Origin of the sequence: Pseudomonas protegens CHA0 (genome assembly GCF_000397205.1) — a bacterium.
GTDB lineage: Bacteria > Pseudomonadota > Gammaproteobacteria > Pseudomonadales > Pseudomonadaceae > Aquipseudomonas > Aquipseudomonas protegens.
The window spans coordinates 6,114,829-6,139,529 of record NC_021237.1; the positions used below are offsets into that span (position 1 = coordinate 6,114,829).

General features: G+C 63.7%; 18 protein-coding genes. 15 read left to right on the plus strand and 3 right to left on the minus strand.

Annotated features, from left to right (window positions below; all coding sequences use genetic code 11):
• Positions 1-106: 106 nt before the first annotated feature.
• Positions 107-1,318 carry an MFS transporter gene (locus PFLCHA0_RS27360; protein ID WP_015637213.1) on the plus strand — a complete coding sequence of 404 codons (1,212 nt, stop codon included), beginning with the start codon at positions 107-109 and terminating at the stop codon, positions 1,316-1,318.
• 16 nt (positions 1,319-1,334) lie between these two features.
• Here PFLCHA0_RS27360 and PFLCHA0_RS27365 read toward each other — a convergent pair whose 3' ends face one another.
• Entirely contained in the window at positions 1,335-2,276 is a 942-nt protein-coding gene (locus PFLCHA0_RS27365; protein WP_217438384.1) for a GlxA family transcriptional regulator, read from the minus strand.
• A 159-nt stretch (positions 2,277-2,435) separates the two neighbouring features.
• Here PFLCHA0_RS27365 and PFLCHA0_RS27370 point away from each other — a divergent pair, with 159 nt between their 5' ends.
• The 13 genes from PFLCHA0_RS27370 to PFLCHA0_RS27430 all read left to right on the plus strand — a co-directional run bounded on the left by PFLCHA0_RS27370 (position 2,436) and on the right by PFLCHA0_RS27430 (position 19,654).
• A complete protein-coding gene (locus PFLCHA0_RS27370; RefSeq protein ID WP_011063754.1) occupies positions 2,436-3,002 on the plus strand; it encodes a cysteine hydrolase family protein in 567 nt (188 codons plus the stop codon).
• A 730-nt stretch (positions 3,003-3,732) separates the two neighbouring features.
• Complete coding sequence (locus PFLCHA0_RS27375; RefSeq protein WP_015637216.1) at positions 3,733-5,616, plus strand: 3-dehydroquinate synthase; 1,884 nt, start codon at positions 3,733-3,735, stop codon at positions 5,614-5,616.
• Positions 5,613-6,497, plus strand: coding sequence for a UbiA family prenyltransferase (locus PFLCHA0_RS27380; protein WP_015637217.1), 885 nt, complete (start codon positions 5,613-5,615; stop codon positions 6,495-6,497). The genes PFLCHA0_RS27375 and PFLCHA0_RS27380 overlap by 4 nt, the downstream gene beginning before the upstream one ends.
• Positions 6,494-7,261: an EboA domain-containing protein gene (locus tag PFLCHA0_RS27385; protein WP_015637218.1), complete on the plus strand. Its 768-nt coding sequence runs from the start codon at positions 6,494-6,496 to the stop codon at positions 7,259-7,261. The genes PFLCHA0_RS27380 and PFLCHA0_RS27385 overlap by 4 nt, the downstream gene beginning before the upstream one ends.
• A gap of 51 nt (positions 7,262-7,312) precedes the next feature.
• Positions 7,313-8,197 (plus strand): TatD family hydrolase, encoded by an 885-nt coding sequence (locus PFLCHA0_RS27390; protein WP_011063758.1) that lies wholly within the window; start codon positions 7,313-7,315, stop codon positions 8,195-8,197.
• Complete coding sequence (gene eboE / locus PFLCHA0_RS27395) at positions 8,194-9,432, plus strand: metabolite traffic protein EboE (RefSeq protein WP_015637219.1); 1,239 nt, start codon at positions 8,194-8,196, stop codon at positions 9,430-9,432. The genes PFLCHA0_RS27390 and eboE overlap by 4 nt, the downstream gene beginning before the upstream one ends.
• Entirely contained in the window at positions 9,422-10,867 is a 1,446-nt protein-coding gene (locus tag PFLCHA0_RS27400) for an alkaline phosphatase family protein (RefSeq protein WP_015637220.1), read from the plus strand. Before eboE ends, PFLCHA0_RS27400 begins: the two co-directional genes overlap by 11 nt.
• Complete coding sequence (locus PFLCHA0_RS27405) at positions 10,846-12,027, plus strand: hypothetical protein (protein WP_011063761.1); 1,182 nt, start codon at positions 10,846-10,848, stop codon at positions 12,025-12,027. Before PFLCHA0_RS27400 ends, PFLCHA0_RS27405 begins: the two co-directional genes overlap by 22 nt.
• Positions 12,028-12,037: 10 nt before the next feature.
• Positions 12,038-14,449, plus strand: a complete 2,412-nt coding sequence (locus tag PFLCHA0_RS27410; protein WP_015637221.1) for a hypothetical protein — start codon at positions 12,038-12,040, stop codon at positions 14,447-14,449.
• Positions 14,450-14,515: 66 nt separating this feature from the next.
• Positions 14,516-15,457, plus strand: a complete 942-nt coding sequence (locus tag PFLCHA0_RS27415) for a hypothetical protein (protein ID WP_015637222.1) — start codon at positions 14,516-14,518, stop codon at positions 15,455-15,457.
• A gap of 13 nt (positions 15,458-15,470) precedes the next feature.
• Entirely contained in the window at positions 15,471-16,757 is a 1,287-nt protein-coding gene (locus PFLCHA0_RS27420) for a hypothetical protein (protein WP_015637223.1), read from the plus strand.
• 3 nt (positions 16,758-16,760) lie between these two features.
• Entirely contained in the window at positions 16,761-18,587 is a 1,827-nt protein-coding gene (locus tag PFLCHA0_RS27425; protein WP_015637224.1) for a hypothetical protein, read from the plus strand.
• A gap of 14 nt (positions 18,588-18,601) precedes the next feature.
• On the plus strand, positions 18,602-19,654 hold the full coding sequence (locus PFLCHA0_RS27430) for a hypothetical protein (RefSeq protein WP_041752624.1): 1,053 nt from the start codon (positions 18,602-18,604) through the stop codon (positions 19,652-19,654).
• A gap of 97 nt (positions 19,655-19,751) precedes the next feature.
• Here the strand turns inward: PFLCHA0_RS27430 and PFLCHA0_RS27435 are convergent, their stop codons facing one another.
• Entirely contained in the window at positions 19,752-20,261 is a 510-nt protein-coding gene (locus tag PFLCHA0_RS27435; protein ID WP_011063767.1) for a single-stranded DNA-binding protein, read from the minus strand.
• Between the two features lie 9 nt (positions 20,262-20,270).
• Positions 20,271-21,665: an MFS transporter gene (locus tag PFLCHA0_RS27440; RefSeq protein ID WP_015637226.1), complete on the minus strand. Its 1,395-nt coding sequence runs from the start codon at positions 21,663-21,665 to the stop codon at positions 20,271-20,273.
• A 178-nt stretch (positions 21,666-21,843) separates the two neighbouring features.
• Here PFLCHA0_RS27440 and uvrA point away from each other — a divergent pair, with 178 nt between their 5' ends.
• Complete coding sequence (gene uvrA / locus PFLCHA0_RS27445) at positions 21,844-24,678, plus strand: excinuclease ABC subunit UvrA (protein ID WP_019094235.1); 2,835 nt, start codon at positions 21,844-21,846, stop codon at positions 24,676-24,678.
• Positions 24,679-24,701 lie beyond the last annotated feature (23 nt).

A 24,701-nucleotide genomic window follows, 5' to 3' on the forward strand; every position in this document is an offset into this window, starting at 1 on the left:
GGATCCTTGACCCACAGGCAAATATCTTGTGCCGATAGGGCTATTTTTCCGCACGAGTCAAACCCGGACACTGCGCGCCAATCCCACTTTCACCGGAGTTGCAGTGATGCCCATTGCCCTGCTCGCGCTGACCCTCAGCGCATTCGCCATCGGCACGACCGAGTTCGTTATCGTTGGCCTGCTACCCACCATAGGTACCGACCTCGGGGTCAGCCTGCCGTCCGCCGGCCTGCTGGTCAGCCTCTACGCTCTGGGCGTGGCGATTGGCGCCCCGGTGCTCACCGCCCTCAGCGGCAAGGTGCCGCGCAAGCTGTTGCTGCTGTCGCTGATGGTGCTGTTCACCCTTGGCAACCTGCTGGCCTGGAAGGCACCCGGGTATGAATCCCTGGTGCTGGCACGGATTGTCACGGGCCTGGCCCACGGGGTGTTCTTCTCCATCGGCTCGACCATCGCCACCAGCCTGGTGCCCAAGGAAAAAGCCGCCAGCGCGATCGCCATCATGTTCACCGGGCTCACCGTGGCTCTGGTCACCGGCGTACCCCTGGGCACCTTTATCGGCCAGCATCTGGGCTGGCGCGAAACCTTCCTCGCAGTGTCCGCCCTGGGGGTGATCGCCTTTATCGGCAGCCTGCTGTTCGTGCCGAAGAACATTACCCACCGCCCGCCGGCGTCGCTGCTGCAACAACTGCAGGTGCTCAAGCAACCGCGCCTGCTGCTGGTGTACGCCATGACCGCGGTGGGCTACGGCGGCTCGTTCATCGCCTTCACCTTCCTGGCGCCGATCCTCCAGGACATTTCCGGCTTAAGCGCCGGCACCGTGAGCCTGGTGCTGCTGGTGTACGGCGTGTCGGTGGCGGTGGGCAATATCTGGGGCGGCAAGCTGGCGGACCGGCGCGGACCGATCGGCGCCCTGAAGATCATCTTCGCCCTGCTCGCCGCGGTGCTGCTGATGCTCAGCCTCACCGCCGGCAACCCATGGCTGGCGCTGCTGACCGTGCTGCTGTGGGGCGCGGTGGCGTTTGGCAACGTACCGGGGCTGCAGGTCTATGTGGTACGTCAGGCCGAGCACTACACACCCCAGGCGGTGGACGTGGCGTCCGGCCTGAACATTGCCGCCTTCAACCTGGGGATTGCCGGTGGAGCCTGGCTGGGGGGCTTGATCGTCGCTCACCTGGGGCTGATCCACACCGCCTGGATCGGCGCGCTGGTGGTGCTGGTGGCCCTGGCCCTGACCGTCTTGAGCGGCCACCTGGATCGCCGCAACCCGCTAGCGTTCGCGCCGGCCGGCGGCAGCGCCCGGGCAGTGGCCGGCCACTGAACAGGCCGCAGCCGGGTTACGGTACCCGGCTTGCAGCCGTTGAGGTGGCACCGAAGCGATTGCGATATTCACTGGGCGCCAGCCCGGTGATTTTCCGGAACAGGCTGCGAAAGGTGGCAGGGTCCTGATAACCCACGGTCCAGGCGATGTGATCGATGCTACCGTTGGTGAACTCCAGCAGTTCCCGGGCCTTGCCCACCCGCAGGTGCTGACAGTACTGGGTCGGCTTGAGGCCGGTGGCCGCCCGGAAGCGCCGCAGCAAGGTGCGCGGCTCAAGCCCCGCCTGCTGCGCCATCACCGGCAGCGAAACATCCACCGCGCCATTGGCCTGCAGCCAGTGCTGGAGCTTGAGAATCGCCCCGTCGCCGTGGCTGAGGATCGGTGCGAAATTGCTGCCGCACTGGCTCGCGCTGGCACTGTGTTCCATCACCAGAAAGCGCGCCGTGGCACTGGCGATGCTCGGCCCCAGCAAGCGGTTCACCAGGCGCAGACCAAGCTCGGCCCAGGCCATCAGCCCGGCGCTGGTGATCAGGTCGCCGTCATCGACAATGGGTTTGTCCGCTTCCAGGCGCACCTGTGGGTAACGCTCGGCGAAGGCCTGGGCCGAGGTCCAGTGGGTGGTGGCGCTGCGGCCATCGAGCAGGCCGCTTTCGGCCAGCAGGATCGAGCCCACACAGACCCCGCCCAGGGTGGCTCCGGCGGCGTGTTGCTGGCGCAGCCAATCCATCAGGGCGGCAGATGACTGATGGCTTGAGAAGCCCGCCAGCGAAGGCGGGATCAATACCGCCAACAAGGCCCCGGGGGCTTCGGCCAGGCTGTCGTGGACCCGCACCGGAGGCAGTTCGCCGCTGGCCTGCCAGTGGCTGACGCGCAACCGCGGCAACTGCGCCTGCGGCTGTTCGCCGGCAATCCGGTTGGCCACCTCGAACAAGTCGCTCAGGCCATGTACCGCCGCCATCTGCACACCGGGATAGAGCAGTACCCCCAATTCGGCGTGCGTGCCTTGAATACCCACTGTCAGTTTTCCCCCGGTTAATGTCGGTGCGGCCAATCCTCGAAGGAACGACCGATGGCGATACTGGCTCCTACGTCAATCACTCACCCGCAGGTATTACCCATGGCCAGACAGGCACTCATCGTAATCGATATCCAGAACGACTACTTCGCCGACGGCAAGTGGCCCCTGATCGGCGTCGACGCTGCAGCGGACAACGCCGCCCGGCTGATCCAGGCATTTCGCCAGAACGCTGAACCTGTGGTGCACATCCGCCACGAATTCACCTCCGACGACGCTCCCTTCTTCACTCCCGGCTCCCCAGGTGCGCAGTTGCACCCCAAGGTCCAGAACCACGCCGATGAGCCGGTGGTGCTCAAGCATTTCGTCAACGCATTCCGCGACACCGAGCTGCAATCGCTGCTCACGCGGCAGGGCATCGAGGAACTGGTGATCGTCGGCAACATGAGCCACATGTGTGTGGAAGGCACTGCCCGGGCCGCTGCCGACCTGGGCTACCCGGTCAAGGTGATCCATGACGCCTGTGCCACTCTCGACCTGGAGTTCGCTGGCCAGCGCGTGCCCGCCGCCCAGGTACAAAGTGCGGTGATGGCGGCCCTGGCGTTCGCCTATGCCAGCGTGCTGTCCACCGAGCAGTTTCTGGCGGCCGGGCAGGCCCCTGCGGCTTGATCACCCGCAAGCGGTGAGCCGTGGCTCACCGCAACTTCATGGCACCAGGCATTTCCCGGATTAAGTTCGCCGCTGTTTACCGAGAGGTTAATAGCGGCAAATGCCAATAGTTGCAGGACCTACAAGTTAACCATAATGCGAACGAATGATTCCTATTAACAAAAAACACTCCCCGGCAACCCGCTCGGACAGCTCTATGGAACAACTAAATAACTCCTCATTAATAAGCAAGCCATTAAATAGCTGACTAATAGTAATCAAGGGTTAATCCGTTATTTCAAAACCTGATTTGAAACATTTGTAAAAATCCATCAAGAGCTGCCCTCGCACATGACTTAGTGCGCTTTCATGGAACGATTTTTTCTATATATCCAATTTTCATAATATTTATAGCAAAGTAAAAAACAGCCCCTCCGCCTATACCACCCCCAGCATTCATTGAGCAAGAACAGGCTCCATCAGACTTCTTGCAAGACGTTCAGCGGAGCCGTCCCGGACTAAACACGCACTTTCCCCTGAAGCCATAAAAATGCCTTGCAGGCCACTTCATTCAACTTACTTGCAAAACCCTCGGCCTTGACTAAGTTGATAGCTACTCGCCACTGAAGTGTTCTTCAGCCGCCAGAAGATCAATAAAAACCGTCGAGGAATTCAATAACCAGACGCCCTCCTGCCCTACCCAGCTGACACTGACACGGAATCCAGTCATATCAATCAAGAGGGACGCTTGATGAAGCGCAGCTCGTTGTCTCGTGCCTTTTCACTCAAGGGTGCGGCCGAAAATTACTGGCTCTCGTTATTACTATTCTCGATCCTGGTTATCGCCAGTTTCCTGTTGTTTGAACAGCAGATCCAACAACTGCTGAGTCACCTGGGCACCTTCCTTCCCACCGATCCCGTACAGCGCCTGAGCCTGGCCCTGTTGCTGGTAACCCTGTTGGCCCTGGACGTGCTGCTGCCCGTGCCCTCCAGCCTGGTGGCACTGCTGGCCGTGGCGGCCCTGGGCGCCATTGGCGGCTACCTGGTGATCTTCATCGGCCTGTGCCTGGGGGCCAGCCTTGGCTACTGGCTGGGGGCCGGCTACTTCCGCCTGCTGTCCAATTGGCTGGGGCTCAGGACCTGGCAACCCGGGCAACTGGCCTATCGCCTCAGCACCCTGTCGCTCGTGTGCCTGCGTGGCGTGCCGGTGCTGGCAGAAACCTCGGTGCTGGCCGCCGGCATGCAACGTTATCCGCTGCGCCAGTTTCTCCTGGTCACCACCCTGGCCAACGCCGGGCTGGCCCTGGCCTATGCCGCCATCGGCAGCCTGCTGGTGGAACAGAACGCCCTGCTGGCAACCATTCTCGCCAGCATGGTGCTGCCCGGGCTGTTCCTCGGCACCCGCAGCCTGTTCAAGAGCCGCCTGGCTCAGCCCCGGTACGATCAGGTGCATTCTCTGGAGGGCCGCTTCCAGGTGAGCTACCACTACCCGGTGCTGTTCACCGATCACATCTTCCAGGCCGACAACCCCTGCCTGCACCAGCAACTGACCCGGCAGAACCCGGGGCGCACCACGGTGCTGGTGTTTGTCGATGAACAACTGCTGCTGTGCTCGCCCCAGTTGCCGCTGCAGATCGACCACTACTTCAGCGCCCACGCCGCCGACCTGCATCTGCAGGCCGCACCGATCGCGGTGCCGGCCGGCGAATTGAGCAAGACCCCGGACGTGCTTCAGCAGCTGTACGCGCAGATGCTGGAACACGGCCTGGATCGCCACTGCTATGTGCTGGCCCTGGGCGGCGGCGCAGTGCTGGACGCAGTGGGCTATGCCTGCGCCACCTTCCATCGGGGCATGCGCCTGATCCGCATCCCGTCCACCGTGCTGGCGCAGAACGATGCCGGCATCGGGGTGAAGAATGGCATCAACGCCTTCGCCCAGAAAAACCTGCTGGGGGCCTTCTACCCGGCCACAGCGGTGATCAACGACTTCCAGCTGCTGCTCAGCCTTTCCCACCGGGACCAGATTGCCGGCCTGGCCGAAGCGGTCAAGGTCGCGGTGATCAAGGATGCCGCGTTCTTCCAGTGGATGGAGCAGCAGGCCGAAGCCCTGGCCGGTTTCGAGCACAACGCCAGCCGCTACGCCATTCACCGCTGCGCCGAACTGCACCTGGGCCATATCACCGGTGCCGGCGATCCGTTCGAACGGGGCAATGGCCGCCCCCTGGACTACGGGCACTGGGCCGCCCACAAGCTGGAGAATCTCAGCCAGCATCGCTTGCGCCACGGTGAAGCGGTGGCCGTGGGCATGGCCCTGGATGCGCTGTATGCCAACGCCAGCGGCCTGCTGTCCGACGCCGACTGCCAGCGCCTGCTGCGACTGCTGGACAGGCTCGGCTTCAACCTCTGCCCGCCGGAACTGAGCCTGCGGGACAGCCAGGGGCGTTCGCCGATCCTGGTGGGCCTGGAAGAGTTCCGCCAGCACCTGGGGGGCCAGCTGTCGATCCCGATGCTCAACCGCCTGGGCCAGTCGGTGGATGTGCACCAGATCGACATGCCGCTGATGGAACAGGCCCTGCTGCGCCTGGCGGGTTTCGGCGGGCCGGATTTCGCCTGGGGCCCGGGGTGCGCGCAATGACCCAATCGTCGCTAACCACCTGGCTGACCCTGGGCCGGGTCTCCAACCTGCCAACGGTATGGACCAATGCCCTGGCCGCCGCGCTGCTGGCCAGCAGCGCTACCACCCTGGCGCCGCCCTCGCCGCTGGTCTGGACCCTGCTGCTGGTGGCGCTCTCGGCGCTGTACCTGGCGGGCATGCTGCTCAACGACCTGATGGACGCCGACTGGGACCAGCAGCACCACAACCCGCGGCCGATCGTTCTCGGCCTAGTCAGCCGCGCCCAGGTCCGCCTGGCCACTGCCGCGCTGCTGCTGCTGGCGGCGCTGGCGGTCCTCGGCCTGAGCCGGATGATTGCCCAGCCCCACTGGCTGCTGGCCAGCGCCGGATTGCTGCTGCTGTTTATCCTTGGCTACAACCTTCTGCACAAGAAATATCCCCACAGCGTCTGGCTGATGGGCGGCTGCCGCTCGGCGTTGTACCTGACCGCCGCCGCCAGCCTGGCCATGCCGCCCCAGCCATTGTGGCTGTGCGCCGCGCTGCTGGGCACCTACATCGCCGGCTTGACCTACCTGGCCCGCCTGGAGCATCGCAACCAGTTGCTCAGCCGCCTGCCGCTGCTGCTCATGCTCAGCCCTCTGCTCCTGGCCGCCTATGCCGGCAACAGCGTGTTCTGGCTGGTCCTGCTGCTGTGGCTGGGCTGGTTGGGCTGGCACTACCAGCGCCACCTGGCCAACCCGCAACAACGGCAGGTCCGTGCCTTCATCGGTGCCGGGCTGGCCGCCCTGCCGCTGTTCGACGCCCTGGTGCTGGCGGTGGCCAACCAGCCCTTGGGCAGCCTGCTGTGTGTGCTGGTGTTCTTTCTGCTTCCCCACCTTCAACGCTGGATCAAGCCGACATGAACATGGATCCCATCGCCCCTGCGCCGCCGGCGCTTGCCATTCGCCATGGTGCCTTCGCCGAGCGCCAGCAATTGCTGGAACGGCATCTGGACGACGACAGCCGAAGCTGGTGGCAGCAAGCCCGGGAACAACTGGCCCGACAGCCCTCGGCCAACACCCTGATGCTGCTCAGCAGTCAGTGTCGGCGCCGCTTGGCCAGCGCACCGCAGGCCCCCAGCCCGGACTGCAACTGCACTCAACTGGCCCGGGCGCTACTGCTGGCCCAGTTGCTGGAGCAGCAGGCCGGCGCCGGGCAACTGGCCCTGTTGCGCCAGCTGTTTCTCTGGGGCGACGACCAGGAAAAGGCTGCCCTGCTCAAGGCCCTGGATGACCTCGACAGCCAGGGGGCCAGCCTCGACCTGGCGCTCCAGGCCGGGCGCACCAACAACCGCGAGGTGTTCGCCGCCATCGCCCTGGACAACCCCTTTGCCGCGCGCCACTACCCGGAACGGGCCTTCCACCAGTTGGTGCTCAAGACCCTGGGCATGGGCCTGGACAGCCGCCACATCCACGGCCTGGTAGAACGGCGCAGCGTCGACCTCAACCAGTTGGCCCTGGACCTGATGGAAGAACAGCTGGCCGCCGAACGCGAGATCGCCGACGGCCTGCCCCAGGCCATTGCCTTCGAGCTGTTGAGCCAGGCCCAGTTGCAGCGCCTGCGAGGCCTGTACCAGCAGGGACGATTGCCTGCGCACTGGCGCGACCACTTCCCGGCAGGCGGTTGACCCCCGGCAGCTGAGCCCACGATTTTTCCCGCACTCAAGCAAGGAGCCACCATGGCGAAGTACTTCGACCCGCACATTCATATGGTCAGCCGCACCACCGACGACTACCAGAACATGGCCGCCGCCGGCATCACCGGGGTCATCGAGCCTGCGTTCTGGCAAGGCCAGGCGCGCACCAGCGTCGGCAGCTTCATCGACTACTTCGACACCCTGCTGGGCTGGGAGCGCTTTCGCGCCAGCATGTTCGGCATCCACCATTTCTGCACCATCGGCCTCAACCCCAAGGAAGCCAACGACCTGTCGGTGGCCAACGAAGTGCTGGAGATCCTGCCGCGCTACCTGGTCAAGGACGGCGTGGTAGCGGTAGGGGAAATCGGCTACGACGACATCACCCCGGAAGAAGATCGCTTTCTCGCCGCGCAACTGGAACTGGCCAGACAGTTCAACCTGCCGGTGCTGGTGCACACCCCGCACCGCGACAAGATCGGCGGCACCAAGCGCACCCTGGCGGTGATCCGCGAGGTGGGCATCGCCGAAAACCTGGTGATCATCGACCACCTCAACGAACTGACCCTGCCCCTGGTGCTGGACAGCGACTGCTGGCGCGGGCACTCGATCTACCCCAACACCAAGATGTCGGAACAGCGCATGGTGGCCCTGCTGCAGGAATACGGCAGCGAAAAAATGGTGGTCAACAGCGCTGCCGACTGGGGCATCAGCGACCCGCTCAAAGTGCCCAAGACCGGCCAGGCCATGCTCGCCGCCGGCTTCAGCGAAGCCCAGGTGGAGCAGGTGCTGTTCCACAACCCGGTGGATTTCTTCGCCCAGAGCGGGCAGTTGGACAAGCAACTGGTGAGCACCCCGCTGCCGATCGACCAGCGCCGCCAGTGGCAGGACAACTCGGCCCTGAGGGGCCAGGAACCGGTGGTCAAATGAGTGCCCGGGCCGGCTGGAACGCCGCGCAGATCGGCTACTGCAGCAACGTGCACCCGGCCCGTGACGTGGCCGGCCTGCGGGCGTCGATCCAGGAACATTTCCAGGGCGTGCGGCGTCAGCGTGGGCTGGCGGTGCAGGACAGCGGCCTGTGGATCAGCGCCCAGGCCGCCGCCGAACTACAGGTGCCCGAGGTGCGCGAGGCCTTCATCGAACTGCTGCACGATTGTGGCCTGCGCCTGACCTCGCTCAACGGTTTCCCCTATGGCCAGTTCCATGAAGGCGCAGTTAAGGCCGAGGTCTACCGGCCCACCTGGGCCGAACCCCAGCGCCTGGAATACAGCCTGCAACTGGCGCATCTGCTGGCCGCCGCTCTGCCCCTGGATTGCCAGCAGGGGGTGATTTCCAGCGTGCCCTTCGGTTATGCCGCCACCTGGGACGAGGCCCAGCAGCAACAGGCCGAAACCCACCTGCGGCAACTGACCGCCGAGCTGGCCAGCCTGCATCGCAGCAGCGGCAGGAAGATCCTGGTGTGCCTGGAGATGGAGCCGGATTGCGTGCTGGAAAACACCGATCAGGCCCTGGCCTTTTTCAAGCACTGGCAGGCCACCGATCCCCATCATGGCTACCTGGCGCTGTGCTTCGACGTCTGCCATCAGGCGGTGGTCTTCGAAGACTGCTACCAATCCCTGCAACGGCTGCTGGATGCGCGGGTTCCGGTGGGCAAGATCCAGCTGTCCACCGCCCTTATCTGCCAGTTGCCGTTTGCCGATCGCCCACGCCGCCAGCAGGTACTGCAGGCCCTGGGCAACTTCGCCGAAGCCACCTACCTGCATCAGGTCAAGGCCCGGGATATGGCCGGGCAGCTACTGGCCTGGGCCGACCTGCCCGGGGCCCTGGACGCCGCCGAACCGGCCCAGGGGCAATGCCCCGAGTTGCGCATTCACTTTCATGTGCCGCTGTTCAGCGAACAGTTTCTACTGGCCGAGCTCAGCGGCAGCCAGCAGGCCTTGCTGCGCACCTTCGACTTTCTCGCCGCGCACCCGAACTTCCAGCCGGTGCTGGAGGTGGAAACCTACAGCTGGAACGTGCTGCCCGGTGCGCTGCGCCCGGACAGCGAGCAGGCCTTGCTGCAAGGCATCGCCGCCGAGCTGCAATGGGTCGAGGGCCAACTGCGCCAGCGGCATCTGCTGCGTACCCACTCGTCTGCCCTGGAGGCTCCGGCCCATGCCTTCTGAACGCCCGCGCCAGCCCTTGCTGCTGATCAATGTGGTGGGCCTGACACCCAGCCTGCTGGGGCCGGCCACGCCGCGGATCAACAACCTGCTGCAACGGGCGCGAATGGCCCGGCTGCGCCCGGTGTTCCCCGCCGTGACCTCCACCGTGCAGGCCTCGATCCTCACCGGGCTGCCGCCTTCGGAACACGGCATCGTCGGCAACGGCTGGTATTTCCGCGATCAGGCCGAGGTGCGTTTCTGGCTGCAGCCCAACGCGCTGATCCAGGGTGAAAAGGTCTGGCAGGCGCTGCAACGGGAGATCCCCGGCCTGCGCTGCAGCCAGCTGTTCTGGTGGTTCAACATGTATGCCCAGGTGGAGGCAGCCATCACCCCGCGCCCCCACTACCCGGCCGACGGGCGCAAGATGTTCGGCCTCTATTCGTCGCCTCCGGGGCTGCACGAACGCATCGAACAGCAGATCGGCGAGTTCCCCTTTCCGAGCTTCTGGGGCCCGGCCGCGGGGATTGCCTCCAGCCGCTGGATCGTCGACTGCGCCATCGCCGAGTTCCAGATCAGCCGCCCCGACCTGCAACTGATCTACCTGCCGCACCTGGACTACAGCCTGCAACGCCTGGGGCCGGAGCATCCGTCCATCAGCGACGAAGTGCGGGCCATCGACCATGAAGTCGGGCGCCTGCTGGATTTTGCCCAGCAGCAAGGCGCGGCCGTGATGCTGGTCTCCGAATACGGCATCGAGGCGGTGCAGCAGTCCATCTCGATCAACCGCGTGCTGCGCGAGCAAGGTCTGCTGCAGGTACGTCGTTCACTGAGCTGGGAGCTGCTGGACCCCGGCGCCAGCGCGGCCTTCGCCGTGGTCGACCACCAGATCGCCCACGTCTATGTGCGCCAGCCCGAGGACATTGCCCGGGTCAAGGCCCTGCTGCTGCGCCAGCCCGGTATCGAGCAGGTGCTGGACAGGAGCGAGCAGCGGGCCTGCCAGCTCGATCACCCACGCAGCGGCGAGCTGGTGGCGGTGGCCGCCCCGGGCTTCTGGTTCGATTACTACTACTGGTTCGACGACCGCCTGGCCCCGGATTTCGCCCGCACTGTGGATATCCACCGCAAGCCGGGCTACGACCCACTGGAGCTGTTCATCGACCCGGCGATCCGCTTTCCCAAGCTGCGGGTCGCTCGCCGGCTGCTGCAGAAGAAGCTCGGCTTTCGCTACTACATGGACCTGATTCCCCTGGACACCTCACTGATTCGCGGCAGCCACGGACGCTTGCCCAGCAGTGCCGAGGCAGGGCCCCTGCTCATCACCGATTGCGATTTACCCCTGCCGGCGCACCTGCCGGCCACCGCGGTAAAGCACCTGCTCCTAGAGCATTTCCTAGGGCGCCCCTATGACGATACGGCTCAGGCCAAGGAGATTCCATGCGGCGAACCATCCCTATAGTCGTGCTCGGTGTGTTGAGCGGCCTCGCTCACGCACAGACCACGCCCGCCTTCAATTGCAGCAACTTCCTGACGTTCAATGGTGACCAGGCCGGCACCCTGAGCACCTTCAAGCAGAGCCCGGAAACCATGGCATGGAACTGGTTTGTGTGCCTCAACCAGCCGGCCGGCTCCGGTAGCCCGGAGCGGCTCTGGGAGACGTTCAAACCATCCGATGAGGTCTACCTGAGCAAGGGGCAGGCTCCCCAGCCCTACAGCACCCAGGCCAACCTGCCGAGCCAGGTGCAGACCCAGGCGCAGAAGATCCCGGGCATGAACACCAGCGGGCTGTTCCTCAACCTGGGCAACGACACCGACGGCAGCACCGACAACGGCACCCAGCAGGTCGATGGCCTGGCCCTGGAAATGGGCAACCAGGTGCCGGAAGCGCAACGGGGCCAGTCGGTGCGTTTTCACATGTTGATGGGCCAGGACACCTTCAACTACATCGTCCAGCAGAAGATCTACAACCGGAACGGCATTGCCGCCCTGACCAGCAGCCTGAACTTTCCCGCCACGGCCTGGGAGCTGAAGACCTCCTGGTTGTGGATCGGCAGCGATAGCACCTTCCAGGCGCAACTGGCAAAGGATGGCTACTTCATCGCCCAGGCCTACTACGTCGACAAGCAGGGCCAATACCACACCGGCTACGCCGGCCTCAGCGGCATGCACGTCATCAACAAGCTGACCCACGACTGGGTCTGGACCACCTTCGAGAACCGCAACAACAGCAAGTACACCGTGACCAACGGCACGCCGGCCAAGCCCATGACCAACATCACCGGGCCCACTGACGCGGCCCAGCCGGTGAATGCCACCTTCCAGCAGCAGAACCCCACGCTGGCCCAGTACGAGTTGATCGGCGTGCAGTACGACCAGGCCCAGGCCGAGCCCAAGCTGCTGGCCAACTCCCAGCTGGAATCAGCCTTCCAGAGCCACTCCTCGTGCCTGGCCTGCCACAACACCGCGGCCTATTCGAGCAACAACACCTACTTCAACTTCGCCTTGAAAGAGGATGGCGGGATCGTCTACCCCACCACCGTACTACCGGACTCCGACTTCGTCGGCTACCAGAAACTGGACTACGTCTGGTCGCTCAAACGCGCCCAGTGGCAGCGCTAAGGAGCAGCTCATGAGCGTCTTGAACTTTCCCCGGATCTACTTCAATGGCCACATGTTCTGGAACCCACCGACGGCCAACAACAACGACGTTTTCCCGCTATATGACGCGGTGAAGATGCGCATGAACTGGCCGTTCCTGTCCTACTACGGGATCAACGACCAGAACGCCCCGCAACAGCTGATGCCCTGGACCATCGCCCCGCTGGCCTACGAGAACGTGCCGGACTACGTGCTGCAGGTGCCCACCAATGGCTCGCCCAGTGGCTACCCGATGATTCCCGCCGAATGGGACCTGTTCGGCGACAACGCCTGCGGCTTGGTCGACTACGAGCAGACCCGCTCGGTGATCGTCGGTGGCGAGTTCCAGGCCAACACCTACATCGACAACGACCCGCTGGTGAACAAGTGTTACCAGTTGCAGGGCAACCCGTTCGGCAGCGCCGCGCCCACAGCCGCGCGCTTCGTCGATATCAGCCCCTGGCAGAACACCTTCACCGCCCTGTACTTCGACAAACTGGTACTGGGGGACGCCACCTGCGGCCTGACCTTGAAGCGCCGGTACCGCATGCTCGACCGCTTCCTCAACTTCAACTGGGGGGCCTTCGGCGGCTTGAGCTACGTAACTACCACCTGGCAGACCTGCTTCCCGAAAGACCAGCTGCAGTGGATCGTCGGCGACTCGCAACTGCTGAAGACCCTGCAACAGGAGATGATCAACCAGAACGCCAAGGGCCTGATGTTCCGGTTCACCACCTACCTGACCTTCTACGACAAGAACGGCATCTTCAACGACTTCCCGGTGGTGGACAGCCACTCCAAGACGCCCGAAGCCATGGCCGCGCTGCAGGCGATGTACCAGAAGGGCCTGGATAACGTCGCCGACATCTTCTTCAACCCGGCCTACAGCCGCACCGCCGGTACTCTGGGCCTGTGGTTCGACAATGAATACCCCACCGCTCCGGCTGGCCGGCGCCTGGAACCCAAGGCCCCGGTACCGGTGTGCAAGGCGGTTCCCAGAGACACCAAGCCTGCGGCCATGACCCTGGGGGTGATCAGCGCCCAAGTGCACGACAACACCCTGTCCCTGGACCTGGGCAATACCTTTCCGTTCTATCCCGCCGGAGACAGCGCCGCACTGCCGCCCACCAACACTGACCTGAGCCAGGGAATTCCGGTGCCCGGGAAATACCTGGCCGGTGATTACGACATCGGGGTACGGCCCACTGGCGGCGCTTTCCACAAAGTCGCCAGTTTTGGCCTCGAACAGTATCGCCAGACCGCCTTCGACAAGCGCGCCGGCCTGCTGGACCTGCCCATCAGCCCCGCCGACCAGGCCGCGTTGCAACAGGGCGCCCTGGAGCTGCAGTTGCAGGGCAGCCAGGAACTGGTCGCCGCCGCCCAGAATATGTGGACCGCCGAGGTCCTCGACAGCGGCTGCTTCATCGATGTGGGCGACACTCGGGTCCTGAGCATCATGGTGCAGTACGACGGCCTGCCCGCGCCCGCGGGCACCGCGCTGTGGGTGGCGGAGTACAACAACGCCTACATGCTGACCACCAGCGACTATTACCTGGCCTTCAGTAACGCGGCCAACTTCACCCTGTTCAACAACTACCCGAAGGACCCCGGGAGCAACACGTCGAACCGACCGCAGTTCGTCGGCACCCAGACCGCTGAAAGCCTGTTGCACGTGGGCAGCGGCCGCCGGCTCAGCGCGGTGCTGAACGTCGAGGACAGCGAGCCATCCGAGCCCATGCTCTACCAGAGCTTCCTGACCAAGCCCTCGGCTGTGGCCCTGAGCCCCCGCCTGCAGTTCACCAATGGGCAGGCACGCAGCGGCACCCTGGCAGACCCGCTGAACGCCACCGTGCAGTACAGCCTGGCGCAGATCCTGACCGACGCCAATGGCATCGCCCAGGTATCGGTCAAGGCCGTGGCGGCCGGCTTCCCGACCTTGCGCTTCTTCATCCAGGACGGCCAGCAGCAACCGACGGTGCCCTTCAGCTTCAACTACACCGACGCCTACACCGACTTCCTTGCGCCCCTGCGGGTCCTGCCCCAGGAGCCGGAGATGCTCAAGGACTTCATCGACTGCTGGAACCGGGTGTGCACCCAGGACGACGCCAGCGTGCGGATCTGGAAGGAGTTCATCTTCCCCAGAATCCTCCAGCCTTTCTATTACCTCTACCCGATCATGAACAAGTTCATGCCGCTCAACTCCCTGCAACGCATCGAGGGCGCGATCAACCAGTTCATCGTGCTGATCAGCAAGGACTACCAGGAGGAAAGCACCCTGGCCATGCCGATCACCCGGGACCTGCCGCAAAGCCGGCGCAGGGTGCTGGAAATCTGGGCCCAGGACCTGGTGAGCAAGGGCTACCCACCGATCCCGCTGAAACTCAACGACTACCCCCACGGCTGAGCCGCAAAGGCCAGCCCATGGAATGCCGGGCGACCCCGTCGCCCGGCGCTTTCAAAGGAGTGTCAGATGAACGCCAGTCTCTTCAAGCAACTGCTGTTGGCCGCCAGCCTGCTGAGCGCCAGCCAAACGCTATGGGCCGAGACCTACCCCGACAACGTCTACTTCAACATGGGCGTGCACAACGACCGGGGGTGCGACGCCAAGACCAACAACTGCATCGCCAAGCGCAAACCCGGCGAGCCGGCCGATCCGCTCTACCCGGCAACCTGGGTCAGTGACTGGATCATGTACCGGGTCACCGCCAACTACGTGAAGAACCCACCGCCCTACAGCAGCCCGCCCAGCACCCTGAAACCGGCCGACTACACCGTGTCCCGGGGCACCAGCTACTACGACAACGACTATGTGCCGGCCGACAAGGACGGCACCGGGGCGATGATGGAGCACTACGAGAAGTACTGCCTGCCGATCTTCCCGATCAAGGACAACAACTACACCTGCTCCTTCGTTTCCCTGGGCAACAAGGCCTACTTCCTCACCTACCCCGAGGACCGGCCAAAGGACATGCCGGCCTGCTGCATGTTCTCGCCCATGAACCACCCGCCGCGCCGGGACTTCATCAAGCACCTGCCCTACAGCGCCGCCCGCAGCCAGCATATGGATGGCAGCGTGCAAGCCTACGCGCTGGAGATCCCGGTCCAGCCGAGCCCGATTCTGTTCGGCTATGCGTTCTACAAGAAAGCCAGCAGCGACGGCCCGGGCCAGCCGGCCTATCAGCATCCGCAATCGTTCTATTTCTCCGGTGACGAGAGCGTCGCCAACGCGCCAATCGTCAGCCAGAACTACCTCAACTGGCGCACCGAGAAACCAAATCCGGCCAAGACCTGGGACCAGGTGGCGAAGATGTGCCCGGCCAACCCGCCGGACTGCCAGCTCTTCACGCCACCGCCATCGCTGAAGAACGGTGCGCGGCCGCAGTGGAACCAACTTTCGCCCCCCTCGCCATGACAGGAGCCGCCTCATGAACCCTTGGAGCCGTTTCACCGCCCTGTTGTTGCTTGGCCTGGGCAGCCAGCAGGCCAGCGCCCTGCAGCCCAGCGCAGCGGCGCCGCAGACCAGCTGCCCGCCCACGGCTGCGGTGCCTGCTGCGGGCGCGTCGCAGCAGGCTTTCGATCAATACAGCTGGAAGATGTTCATCAACCTGAACTGGCCGGCCCAGGCGGGACAGCGCGGAGTGGCCGATTGCAGCAAGCCCCTGGGCAGCCCTGGCGATACCGTGTGGCAGACCTACAAGAGCGTCAGCGAGACCTTCCTCCCCGGGGCCAAGAATCCGGGCCTCTGGAACTCGCAACTGCCCCGCAGAAATCTCAGCCTGATCAACATCGCCGCGGTCAAGAACACCCAGGTGGTGCAAGCGGACAACCAGGCGGTGGGCGGCTGGCTGATTGACCAGCGCGGCAACCCGACCTACTACGACATCGCCGCCAACGAGGTCTCCTACAACTACATCGTCGATAACGACTTCTACAACGCGGTGGTCGTCAACGCAGCGAAGAACATCAGCTTTCCCAACAACGCCGGCGAGATCAAGAGCAGTTGGCGCATCCTCAGCAGCGCCGACGACAGCAGCCGCTATCTGACAATGAAGGCCCTGGTCACCCAGTTCGACAGTCAGGGACAGCCCAACGGCACCACCGAGGCCACTTTGGGATTGGTGGGGTTGCACATCATCAGCAAGGTGGAGGGGTTCCCGCAGTGGGTCTGGTCGACCTTCGAGCAGGTCGACAACGTGCCTCCCAAGACCCAGCTGGGGGGCCGTTGGGTGGACCAACCGGTCTCGGGGATTTTCTACTCCTACTTCAACGCCAAGGCGCCCGCCGAAAGCCTCAACCAATCCCCCTGCCTGTGGCAGCAACAAGCTGGACAAATGGTCTGTACCCCAAAACCCGGTAACAGCTTCAGTACCCCGGACCCACTGAACCGGGTCACCCCGATCACGGACGTCACCCAGCAGATCAATACCCAATATCAGGGCGATCCGCAGGTACAGCAAAGCGTGTTCAAGTACTACCAGTTGATCACCACCCAACGCCCGCAGTCGCCGGATAACCCCGGCAACCCCTTGGGGCAACCAACGCCATCACTGTCGGCCAACGTCACCATGGAAAGTTATATCCAGACCAACAGCAGCTGCATGAACTGCCATTCCATGGCCGCACCGCTCAACAGCCAGTACAAGAGCGACTTCTCCTTCCTGTTCAGATTCGCCCAAGCCCCAGTCACCAGCGTCGCCAAGGATAAGGAATAGATCATGAGCATATTGAATGGACCCCGACTGAACTTCTGGGGCGGCATCTCTACCGACGTCAGCGTGCCAAACAACTCACCGACCTTGCCCAATGGCATCGCCACCTCCCTTGAGCTGTTCGACCTGACCACCTCGACCGTGGCGGACCAGGCCAAGACCTATAGCGATGAGCACCTGTACCAACTGATCAACGCCCCGGACCCGAGAATCGGCCCCAACAGTCGGTACACGGCCGGCGGCTGGAACCACTATGGCGAACACGTGGTGACGCTGCACAACGCGCTGATCAGTTCCCAAGGCACCCCGGGCAACATTGCGCTGGAAGGGGATATGGTCGGACAGCCGGTTTACCTGCTCGGCTCCGTGACCCCCGGCACCGGACAAGGTCCCTACTCCGGCCCAATGATGGTCGACCTGGACCCCACAGCCAGCACCACGACCCAGATCTTTGTCGGAGGCCTGCAGATCGGCAACGGCAACACGCCTCAGCTCTTGATTCGCTGGGATACCGTGTGCAGCAGTTTCGACCTCAATACCCGGGTGCTGGAGCCTGCAACCATGGACTCGCCGGGCTCCTTCCACGCCAGCGGCACCTTTCAACTGACCTTTCCGCTGAGCAGCATCGTCAGCTACAACAAGGAAAGTGCCGGACTCCGGGCCCTGATTGAGGCGCCCAACGCTACCGGGATCGTGCTGCGTTTCGTGATGTTCGAAATGTGTCCGACCCTGACCACCGAGCAACTGAATGCCGACTACGCAGCCAACCAGTTCAGCCCGAACCCGAGCATCGGCCGGGTCATCGGTACCCTGGCCACGGCGTTTACCGATGAGCCGCAGATCTGTCCGCCGGGCCGCCAAATCATCAATGCCGACAAAGACCTGAACATCAACAGCGTGGCCTATGCCGAGGTCGCCAACGGGCAACTGAGCATCGACATGGTCAACCTGATCCCCAAGCAGACGTTCAGGGCTGTACGCGACGACATCACCAGCCCCATCGGCCCCAACGCCGACTTCGGGACCGTCACCATCGCGGCCGGAACCACGCCCCTGGCGAGCTTCGAGCCCAGCAATCCGCTGCTGCAAGACTACTACCGGTACGGCGGCATCATCGACGTGCCGCTCAACTCGACCCAGACACAGGTGGTGCAGAGCACGCCCTTGTGCATTAGTGCCCCCGGGACCACCCGCAACCCGGCGCTGTCGGCCCCCGAATGCCCGTATCGGGTCTACAGCGATCAGCGCAACACCTACCTCGATCCCGACAGCACAGGCGTGCAGATCACCTTGCAAGTACGTTACCTGGGAGCGCCGGTGCAGAAGGCTACGCCGATCAGCATCGATGCCTCGGCGACCGCCGTCTATCAAGCCAACCGCTACTGGAACTTCCTGGAGCTTCCGAACTCGGTAACGGTGCCGGCCGGTCAACCTTCGGTGAGTTTCAACGTCGTTCCCGTCGCCGGTTCCAATACCCAGGCTGGCTTCACCACACTGACCTACACCATCGACAACAACCCTCTGACCCAGAGCTTCAGCAACTTCCGCAAGTACGCCTGGAGCGACTTCGGCGTTCCAACAGGCAGCATCGTCACCTGGGAACAGGCGTTTCAAAACGTGCTGCGCTTTCATTACCTGGCCTTCCCCGCCATGTCGCGCTACATCCAGCTCAATCAGCCCGACGCGGTGATGGGTTACAAACAGGCGATCCTGGCCCGGATCTCCCCCGAGTACCAGAACACCACCTTGTACATGTCCGTGGTGCGTTCGATGTCGCCGAGCCAACGCTCCCTGCTGACCGCCTATCTCAATGGCACGCCCTGGCAGCCTTGAACAAGGAGAAGACCATGCCCGTTGCTCTGCATATTCCCACCCAGCTCGAGCAGGTGCTGCGACCGGATCACGTCATCGCCGAGGGCCTGCTCAACCCTCGCGGGGTTTGCCTGCAAGGCGATGGCAGCCTGCTGCTGGCGGAAGCCGGCTCGGGCCTGCCGGACCAGCCGTTCAGCGGCCGCATCAGCCGCCTGCGTCCGGATCCGGGCCAGCCGGGCGCCTACCTGCCGCCTCAGGTCGTGGCTCAGGGTTTTCGTTCGATGAACATGCAATCGCGCATGCTGCGCGACGAAATCATGGGCCTGTCGGACATCGCCCTGGGCGACGGGCGCTGCCTGGCCAGCCAAACCGACTACGTCGCCGGCTCCAAGCTGCTGGACCTGCAATACAACCCGCCCGAGCCGCTGTTCCATAGTCGCGGCAACCTCAACTCGCTGTGCTATCACCCGTCGCGCCGCAGCTGGCTGGCGGTCAAGCCCGATAGCAACCAACTGGTGGAGTTCACCGAAGGCGGTGAACAAGTCCTGGCGCAACTGCCCGATCTGGATCAGGGCCAGGAAGCCGTGCCGGTGACCTTGGTGCACGAGCCGCAGACGGATGCCGTGCTGATCAGCCTGTTCTCCGGCGAGCTGCGCCGGGACCCGGCGCGGATGGGTATCGACTTCGCCGACAAGGCGGGCCAGGTGATCCGGGTCTGGCCCGAGAGCGGCAGGATCGAGGTGCTGATTCGCGGACTGCAACTGCCCACCGGGCTGGCGCTGGACCCGCAGGAGCGGATCCTGGTGCTGGAACTGTGCGACCGGCTGCTGCAACCGTTGCCGCCGGACTGGGCCGGCGAAGTCCTGCACGGCGGCTTCGCCCGCTTCAGCGGCCGCCTGCTGCGCTGCGATTTGCAGCAACGCAGCGTGCAAGTACTCGCCAAGGGCCTGGATACGCCTTCCAACCTGTGCTGCGTCGGAGACGCGGTGCTGGTGAGTGAAGGCATGGGCCTGAGTGGGCGGCCGATTCCGACGCCGGAGCAGCAGGTGGTCGCACTGAGCGGCCGACTGCGGCGAGTGGCGCTTTGAGCTGAGTGATGCGGCACACCGGTTAAACCCGGGCATAAAAAAACGGGGCCATCTGCATGGCCCCGTTCTTATCGATGCTGAACGCTCAAAACAGCGATCAGAACGGAATATCGTCATCGAAGCTGTCGAAGTCCGGAGCCGGCTGCGGAGCGGCCTGCTGTGGCGCTGGACGCGACTCACGCTGTGGCTGCGGAGCAGGACGGGACTGCTGTGGACGCGGTGCCGAGTTGGACATGCCGCCCTGGCCTTGCTGGTCGCCCTGTGGACGGCCACCCAGCAGCTGCATGGTGCCCTGCATGTCGACGATGATTTCGGTGGTGTAGCGCTTGATACCGTCTTTTTCCCACTCGCGGGTCTGCAGCTTGCCCTCGATGTAGACCTGCGAACCCTTGCGCAGGTATTCACCGGCGATCTCCGCGACCTTGCCGAACATCGACACGCGGTGCCACTCGGTGCGCTCGACCTTCTGACCGGTCTGCTTGTCGGTCCACTGCTCGCTGGTGGCCAGACTCAGGTTGGTCACGGCGTTACCGTTAGGCAGGTAGCGAACTTCGGGATCCTGGCCGCAAGTGCCGACCAATATGACTTTGTTAACCCCACGGGCCATAACGTTCTCCTAGGCTTCGCTCGCCGACGGCGCTGGATTGACCAGCTGCTCGAGGGTCGTGCGATCCAATAATTCGGTGTCCAATTTGATGTAAATGGCGGCCTCTTCGGCCACCACTACGGCATCTGTTACCCCAACAACGGCCTTCAGGCGCTCGGCCAGGCCGGCTTCGCGGATCGCTTCGGGCGATAACGGCAAGCGCAGGCTCGTCACATACGGGGGCTCGCGCATGGTAACAGCAAAGGCCAGCCAGAGTGCAGCCAGGACTGCGCATCCAAGGAACACAGCCGACAAACCGCCATGCTGGAACAACCAGCCGCCGAGGATGCCGCCCAGTGCCGAACCGAGGAACTGGCTGGTGGAATACACCCCCATCGCCGTTCCTTTACCACCCGCCGGCGAAACCTTGCTGATCAGCGACGGCAAGGACGCTTCCAGCAGGTTGAACGCGGTGAAGAACACCACGGTACCAATCACCAGCGCCCGCAGGCTGTCGCCGAACTCCCAGAAGAATAGCTCGGTGAGCAGCAGCGTACTGACCGCGCCCAACAGAACTCGTTTCATTTTGCGTTTCTTCTCGCCGTAGATGATGAACGGGATCATGGCGAAGAACGAAATCAGCAGTGCGGTGAGGTAGACCCACCAGTGCTGCTCCTTGGGCAGGCCGGCTTTTTCCACCAGCGCCAGGGGCAAGGCCACGAAGCTCGACATGAGCATCGCGTGCAACACGAAGATACCAAGATCCAGGCGCAGCAGATCGGGGTGCTTGAGGGTCGGGATCAGCGCCTGGCGCGCCACTCCGGATTCCCGGTGCTGCAGCGGCCCGGTTGAGCGCGGCACCATGAAGGCGATGATCAGAATGCCCACCAGGGCCATGGCCCCGGTGGCCAGGAACAGCCCCGAAAGCCCGAAACTGCGGGTCAGCAGCGGGCCCACCACCATGGCCACGGCAAAGGAGAGGCCGATGGTCATGCCAATCATGGCCATGGCCTTGGTCCGGTGCTGTTCGCGGGTCAGGTCGGAAAGCAGCGCCATCACCGCCGCGGAAATTGCGCCGGCGCCCTGCAGGATACGCCCGGCGATCACCCCCCAGATCGAATCGGCGTTGGCCGCCAGCACACTGCCCAGGGCGAACACGATCAACCCCAGGTAGATAACCGGACGACGACCGATACGGTCGGAAATGATCCCGAAGGGAATCTGGAACACTGCCTGGGTCAGGCCATAGGCACCAATCGCCAGCCCGATCAGGGTCGGGGTCGCTCCTGCGAGATCCATTCCATAGGTCGCCAGGACCGGCAGTACCATGAACATGCCAAGCATACGGAAGGCGAACACCAGGGCCAGCCCGCTTGCCGCGCGGGTCTCGCTGCCACTCATGCGTTCGTTGTGGGGATCGTGCATGGATAAACCTCATGTGAACCGGCGGCGATTCTACCAGTCGGATCGATTGAGGGGGTATATGGCGACGCTTTGCCGCGCAGCCCATGCCAGCGATCAAAAAAGCGCCGAACGATAGTGTGCATCCATCCAGTGTTTGGTTTTATACTCCTGCCTTTACGCCCGCCGATCGAGGCCACTTTTGGACAAGATTCTGATTCGTGGGGCCCGCACCCACAACCTGAAGAACATCGACCTGACCCTGCCGCGGGACAAGTTGATCGTCATCACCGGGCTGTCTGGGTCCGGCAAGTCGTCCCTGGCTTTCGACACGCTGTATGCCGAAGGCCAGCGCCGCTATGTCGAGTCGCTCTCGGCCTATGCCCGACAGTTCCTGTCGATGATGGAAAAGCCCGATGTCGACACCATCGAAGGCCTCTCGCCGGCGATTTCCATCGAACAGAAATCCACCTCCCACAACCCGCGCTCCACCGTCGGCACCATCACCGAGATCTACGACTACCTGCGCCTGCTCTATGCCCGCGTCGGTACTCCACGCTGCCCGGACCACGACATCCCGCTGGAAGCCCAGACCGTCAGCCAGATGGTCGACCTGGTGCTGGCCCAGCCCGAAGGCAGCAAGCTGATGCTGCTGGCCCCGGTGATCCGCGAGCGCAAGGGCGAACATCTGTCGGTCTTCGAAGAGTTGCGAGCCCAGGGCTTCGTTCGCGCCCGGGTCAACGGCAAGCTGTTCGAGCTGGACGAGCTGCCGAAGCTGGATAAACAGAAGAAGCACTCCATCGATGTGGTGGTCGACCGCTTCAAGGTCCGCGCCGACCTGCAGCAGCGCCTGGCCGAATCCTTTGAAACCGCCTTGAAACTGGCGGACGGGATTGCCCTGGTGGCGCCGATGGACGACGAGCCGGGAGAAGAGATGATCTTCTCCGCGCGCTTCGCCTGCCCGATCTGCGGCCATGCCATCAGCGAACTGGAACCCAAGCTGTTCTCCTTCAACAACCCGGCCGGTGCCTGCCCGACCTGCGACGGGCTGGGGGTCAAGCAGTTCTTCGACATCAAGCGCCTGGTCAATGGTGAGCTGACCCTGGCCGAAGGGGCGATACGCGGCTGGGACCGGCGCAACGTCTATTACTTCCAGATGCTCGGTTCGCTGGCCTCTCATTACGGCTTCAGCCTGGAAGTACCGTTCAACCAACTGCCGGCGGATCAGCAGAAGGTCATCCTGCACGGCAGCGGCACCCAGAACGTCGACTTCAAATACCTCAACGACCGGGGCGACATCGTCAAGCGCTCCCACCCGTTCGAAGGGATAGTGCCGAATCTGGAGCGCCGCTACCGGGAAACCGAGTCGGCCACCGTGCGTGAAGAGCTGGCCAAGTTCCTCAGCACCCAGCCCTGCCCGGATTGCCGTGGCACCCGCCTGCGTCGCGAAGCGCGGCACGTCTGGGTGGGCGAGAAAACCCTGCCGGCAGTCACCAGCCTGCCCATCGGCGACGCCACCGATTATTTCGGCACCCTGAAACTCACCGGGCGCCGTGGCGAAATCGCCGACAAGATCCTCAAGGAAATCCGCGAGCGCCTGCAGTTCCTGGTCAACGTCGGGCTCGACTACCTGACCCTGGACCGCAGCGCGGACACCCTGTCCGGCGGCGAAGCCCAGCGTATCCGCCTGGCCAGCCAGATCGGCGCCGGCCTGGTGGGGGTGATGTACATCCTCGACGAGCCGTCCATCGGACTGCACCAGCGGGACAATGATCGCCTGCTGGGAACCCTGAAACACCTGCGCGACATCGGCAACACGGTGATCGTGGTTGAACACGATGAAGACGCCATTCGCCTGGCCGACTATGTCGTCGATATCGGCCCGGGGGCCGGTGTGCACGGCGGGCGAATCGTTGCCGAAGGCACCGCCGCAGAGGTCATGGCCCATCCGGACTCCCTGACCGGCAAATACCTCTCGGGCCGGGTGAAGATCGTGGTGCCGGCCAAGCGCACGCCGCGCAACAAGAAGCTCTCCCTGACCCTCAAGGGCGCTCGCGGCAACAACCTGCGCAATGTCGACCTGGAGATCCCCATCGGCCTGCTGACCTGCGTCACTGGGGTATCGGGCTCGGGCAAGTCGACCCTGATCAACAACACCCTGTTCCCCTTGAGCGCCACCGCACTGAATGGCGCCACCACCCTGGAAGCCGCGCCACACGACAGCATCAACGGCCTGCAGCACCTGGACAAGGTAGTGGATATCGACCAGAGCCCGATCGGCCGGACTCCGCGCTCCAACCCGGCGACCTACACCGGGCTGTTCACCCCGATCCGCGAGCTGTTCGCCGGGGTACCCGAGTCGCGCTCCCGAGGCTACGGGCCCGGTCGCTTCTCCTTCAACGTCAAGGGTGGGCGCTGCGAGGCTTGCCAGGGCGATGGCCTGATCAAGGTGGAAATGCACTTCCTGCCGGACATCTACGTGCCCTGCGACGTGTGCAAGAGCAAGCGCTACAATCGCGAAACCCTGGAAATCAAGTACAAGGGCAAGAGCATCCACGAGGTGCTGGAAATGACCATCGAGGAAGCCAGGGAGTTCTTCGACCCGGTGCCTGCCCTGGCGCGCAAGCTGCAGACCCTGATGGATGTGGGCCTGTCCTACATCAAGTTGGGGCAGTCGGCGACGACCCTGTCCGGTGGCGAAGCGCAGCGGGTCAAGTTGTCTCGCGAGCTGTCCAAGCGCGACACCGGCAAGACTCTGTATATCCTTGATGAGCCGACCACGGGCCTGCACTTTGCGGATATCCAGCAGTTGCTGGACGTACTGCACCGCCTGCGCGATCACGGCAACACCGTGGTGGTGATCGAACACAACCTGGATGTGATCAAGACCGCCGACTGGCTGGTGGACCTGGGGCCGGAAGGCGGTTCCAAGGGCGGCCAGATCATTGCCGTGGGCACCCCGGAGCAGGTTGCGGAGATGCCGCAGTCCCATACCGGGCACTACCTCAAGCCGTTGCTGACCCGCGACCGCGCCTGAGGCCCATGAAAAAGCCCCTGGCA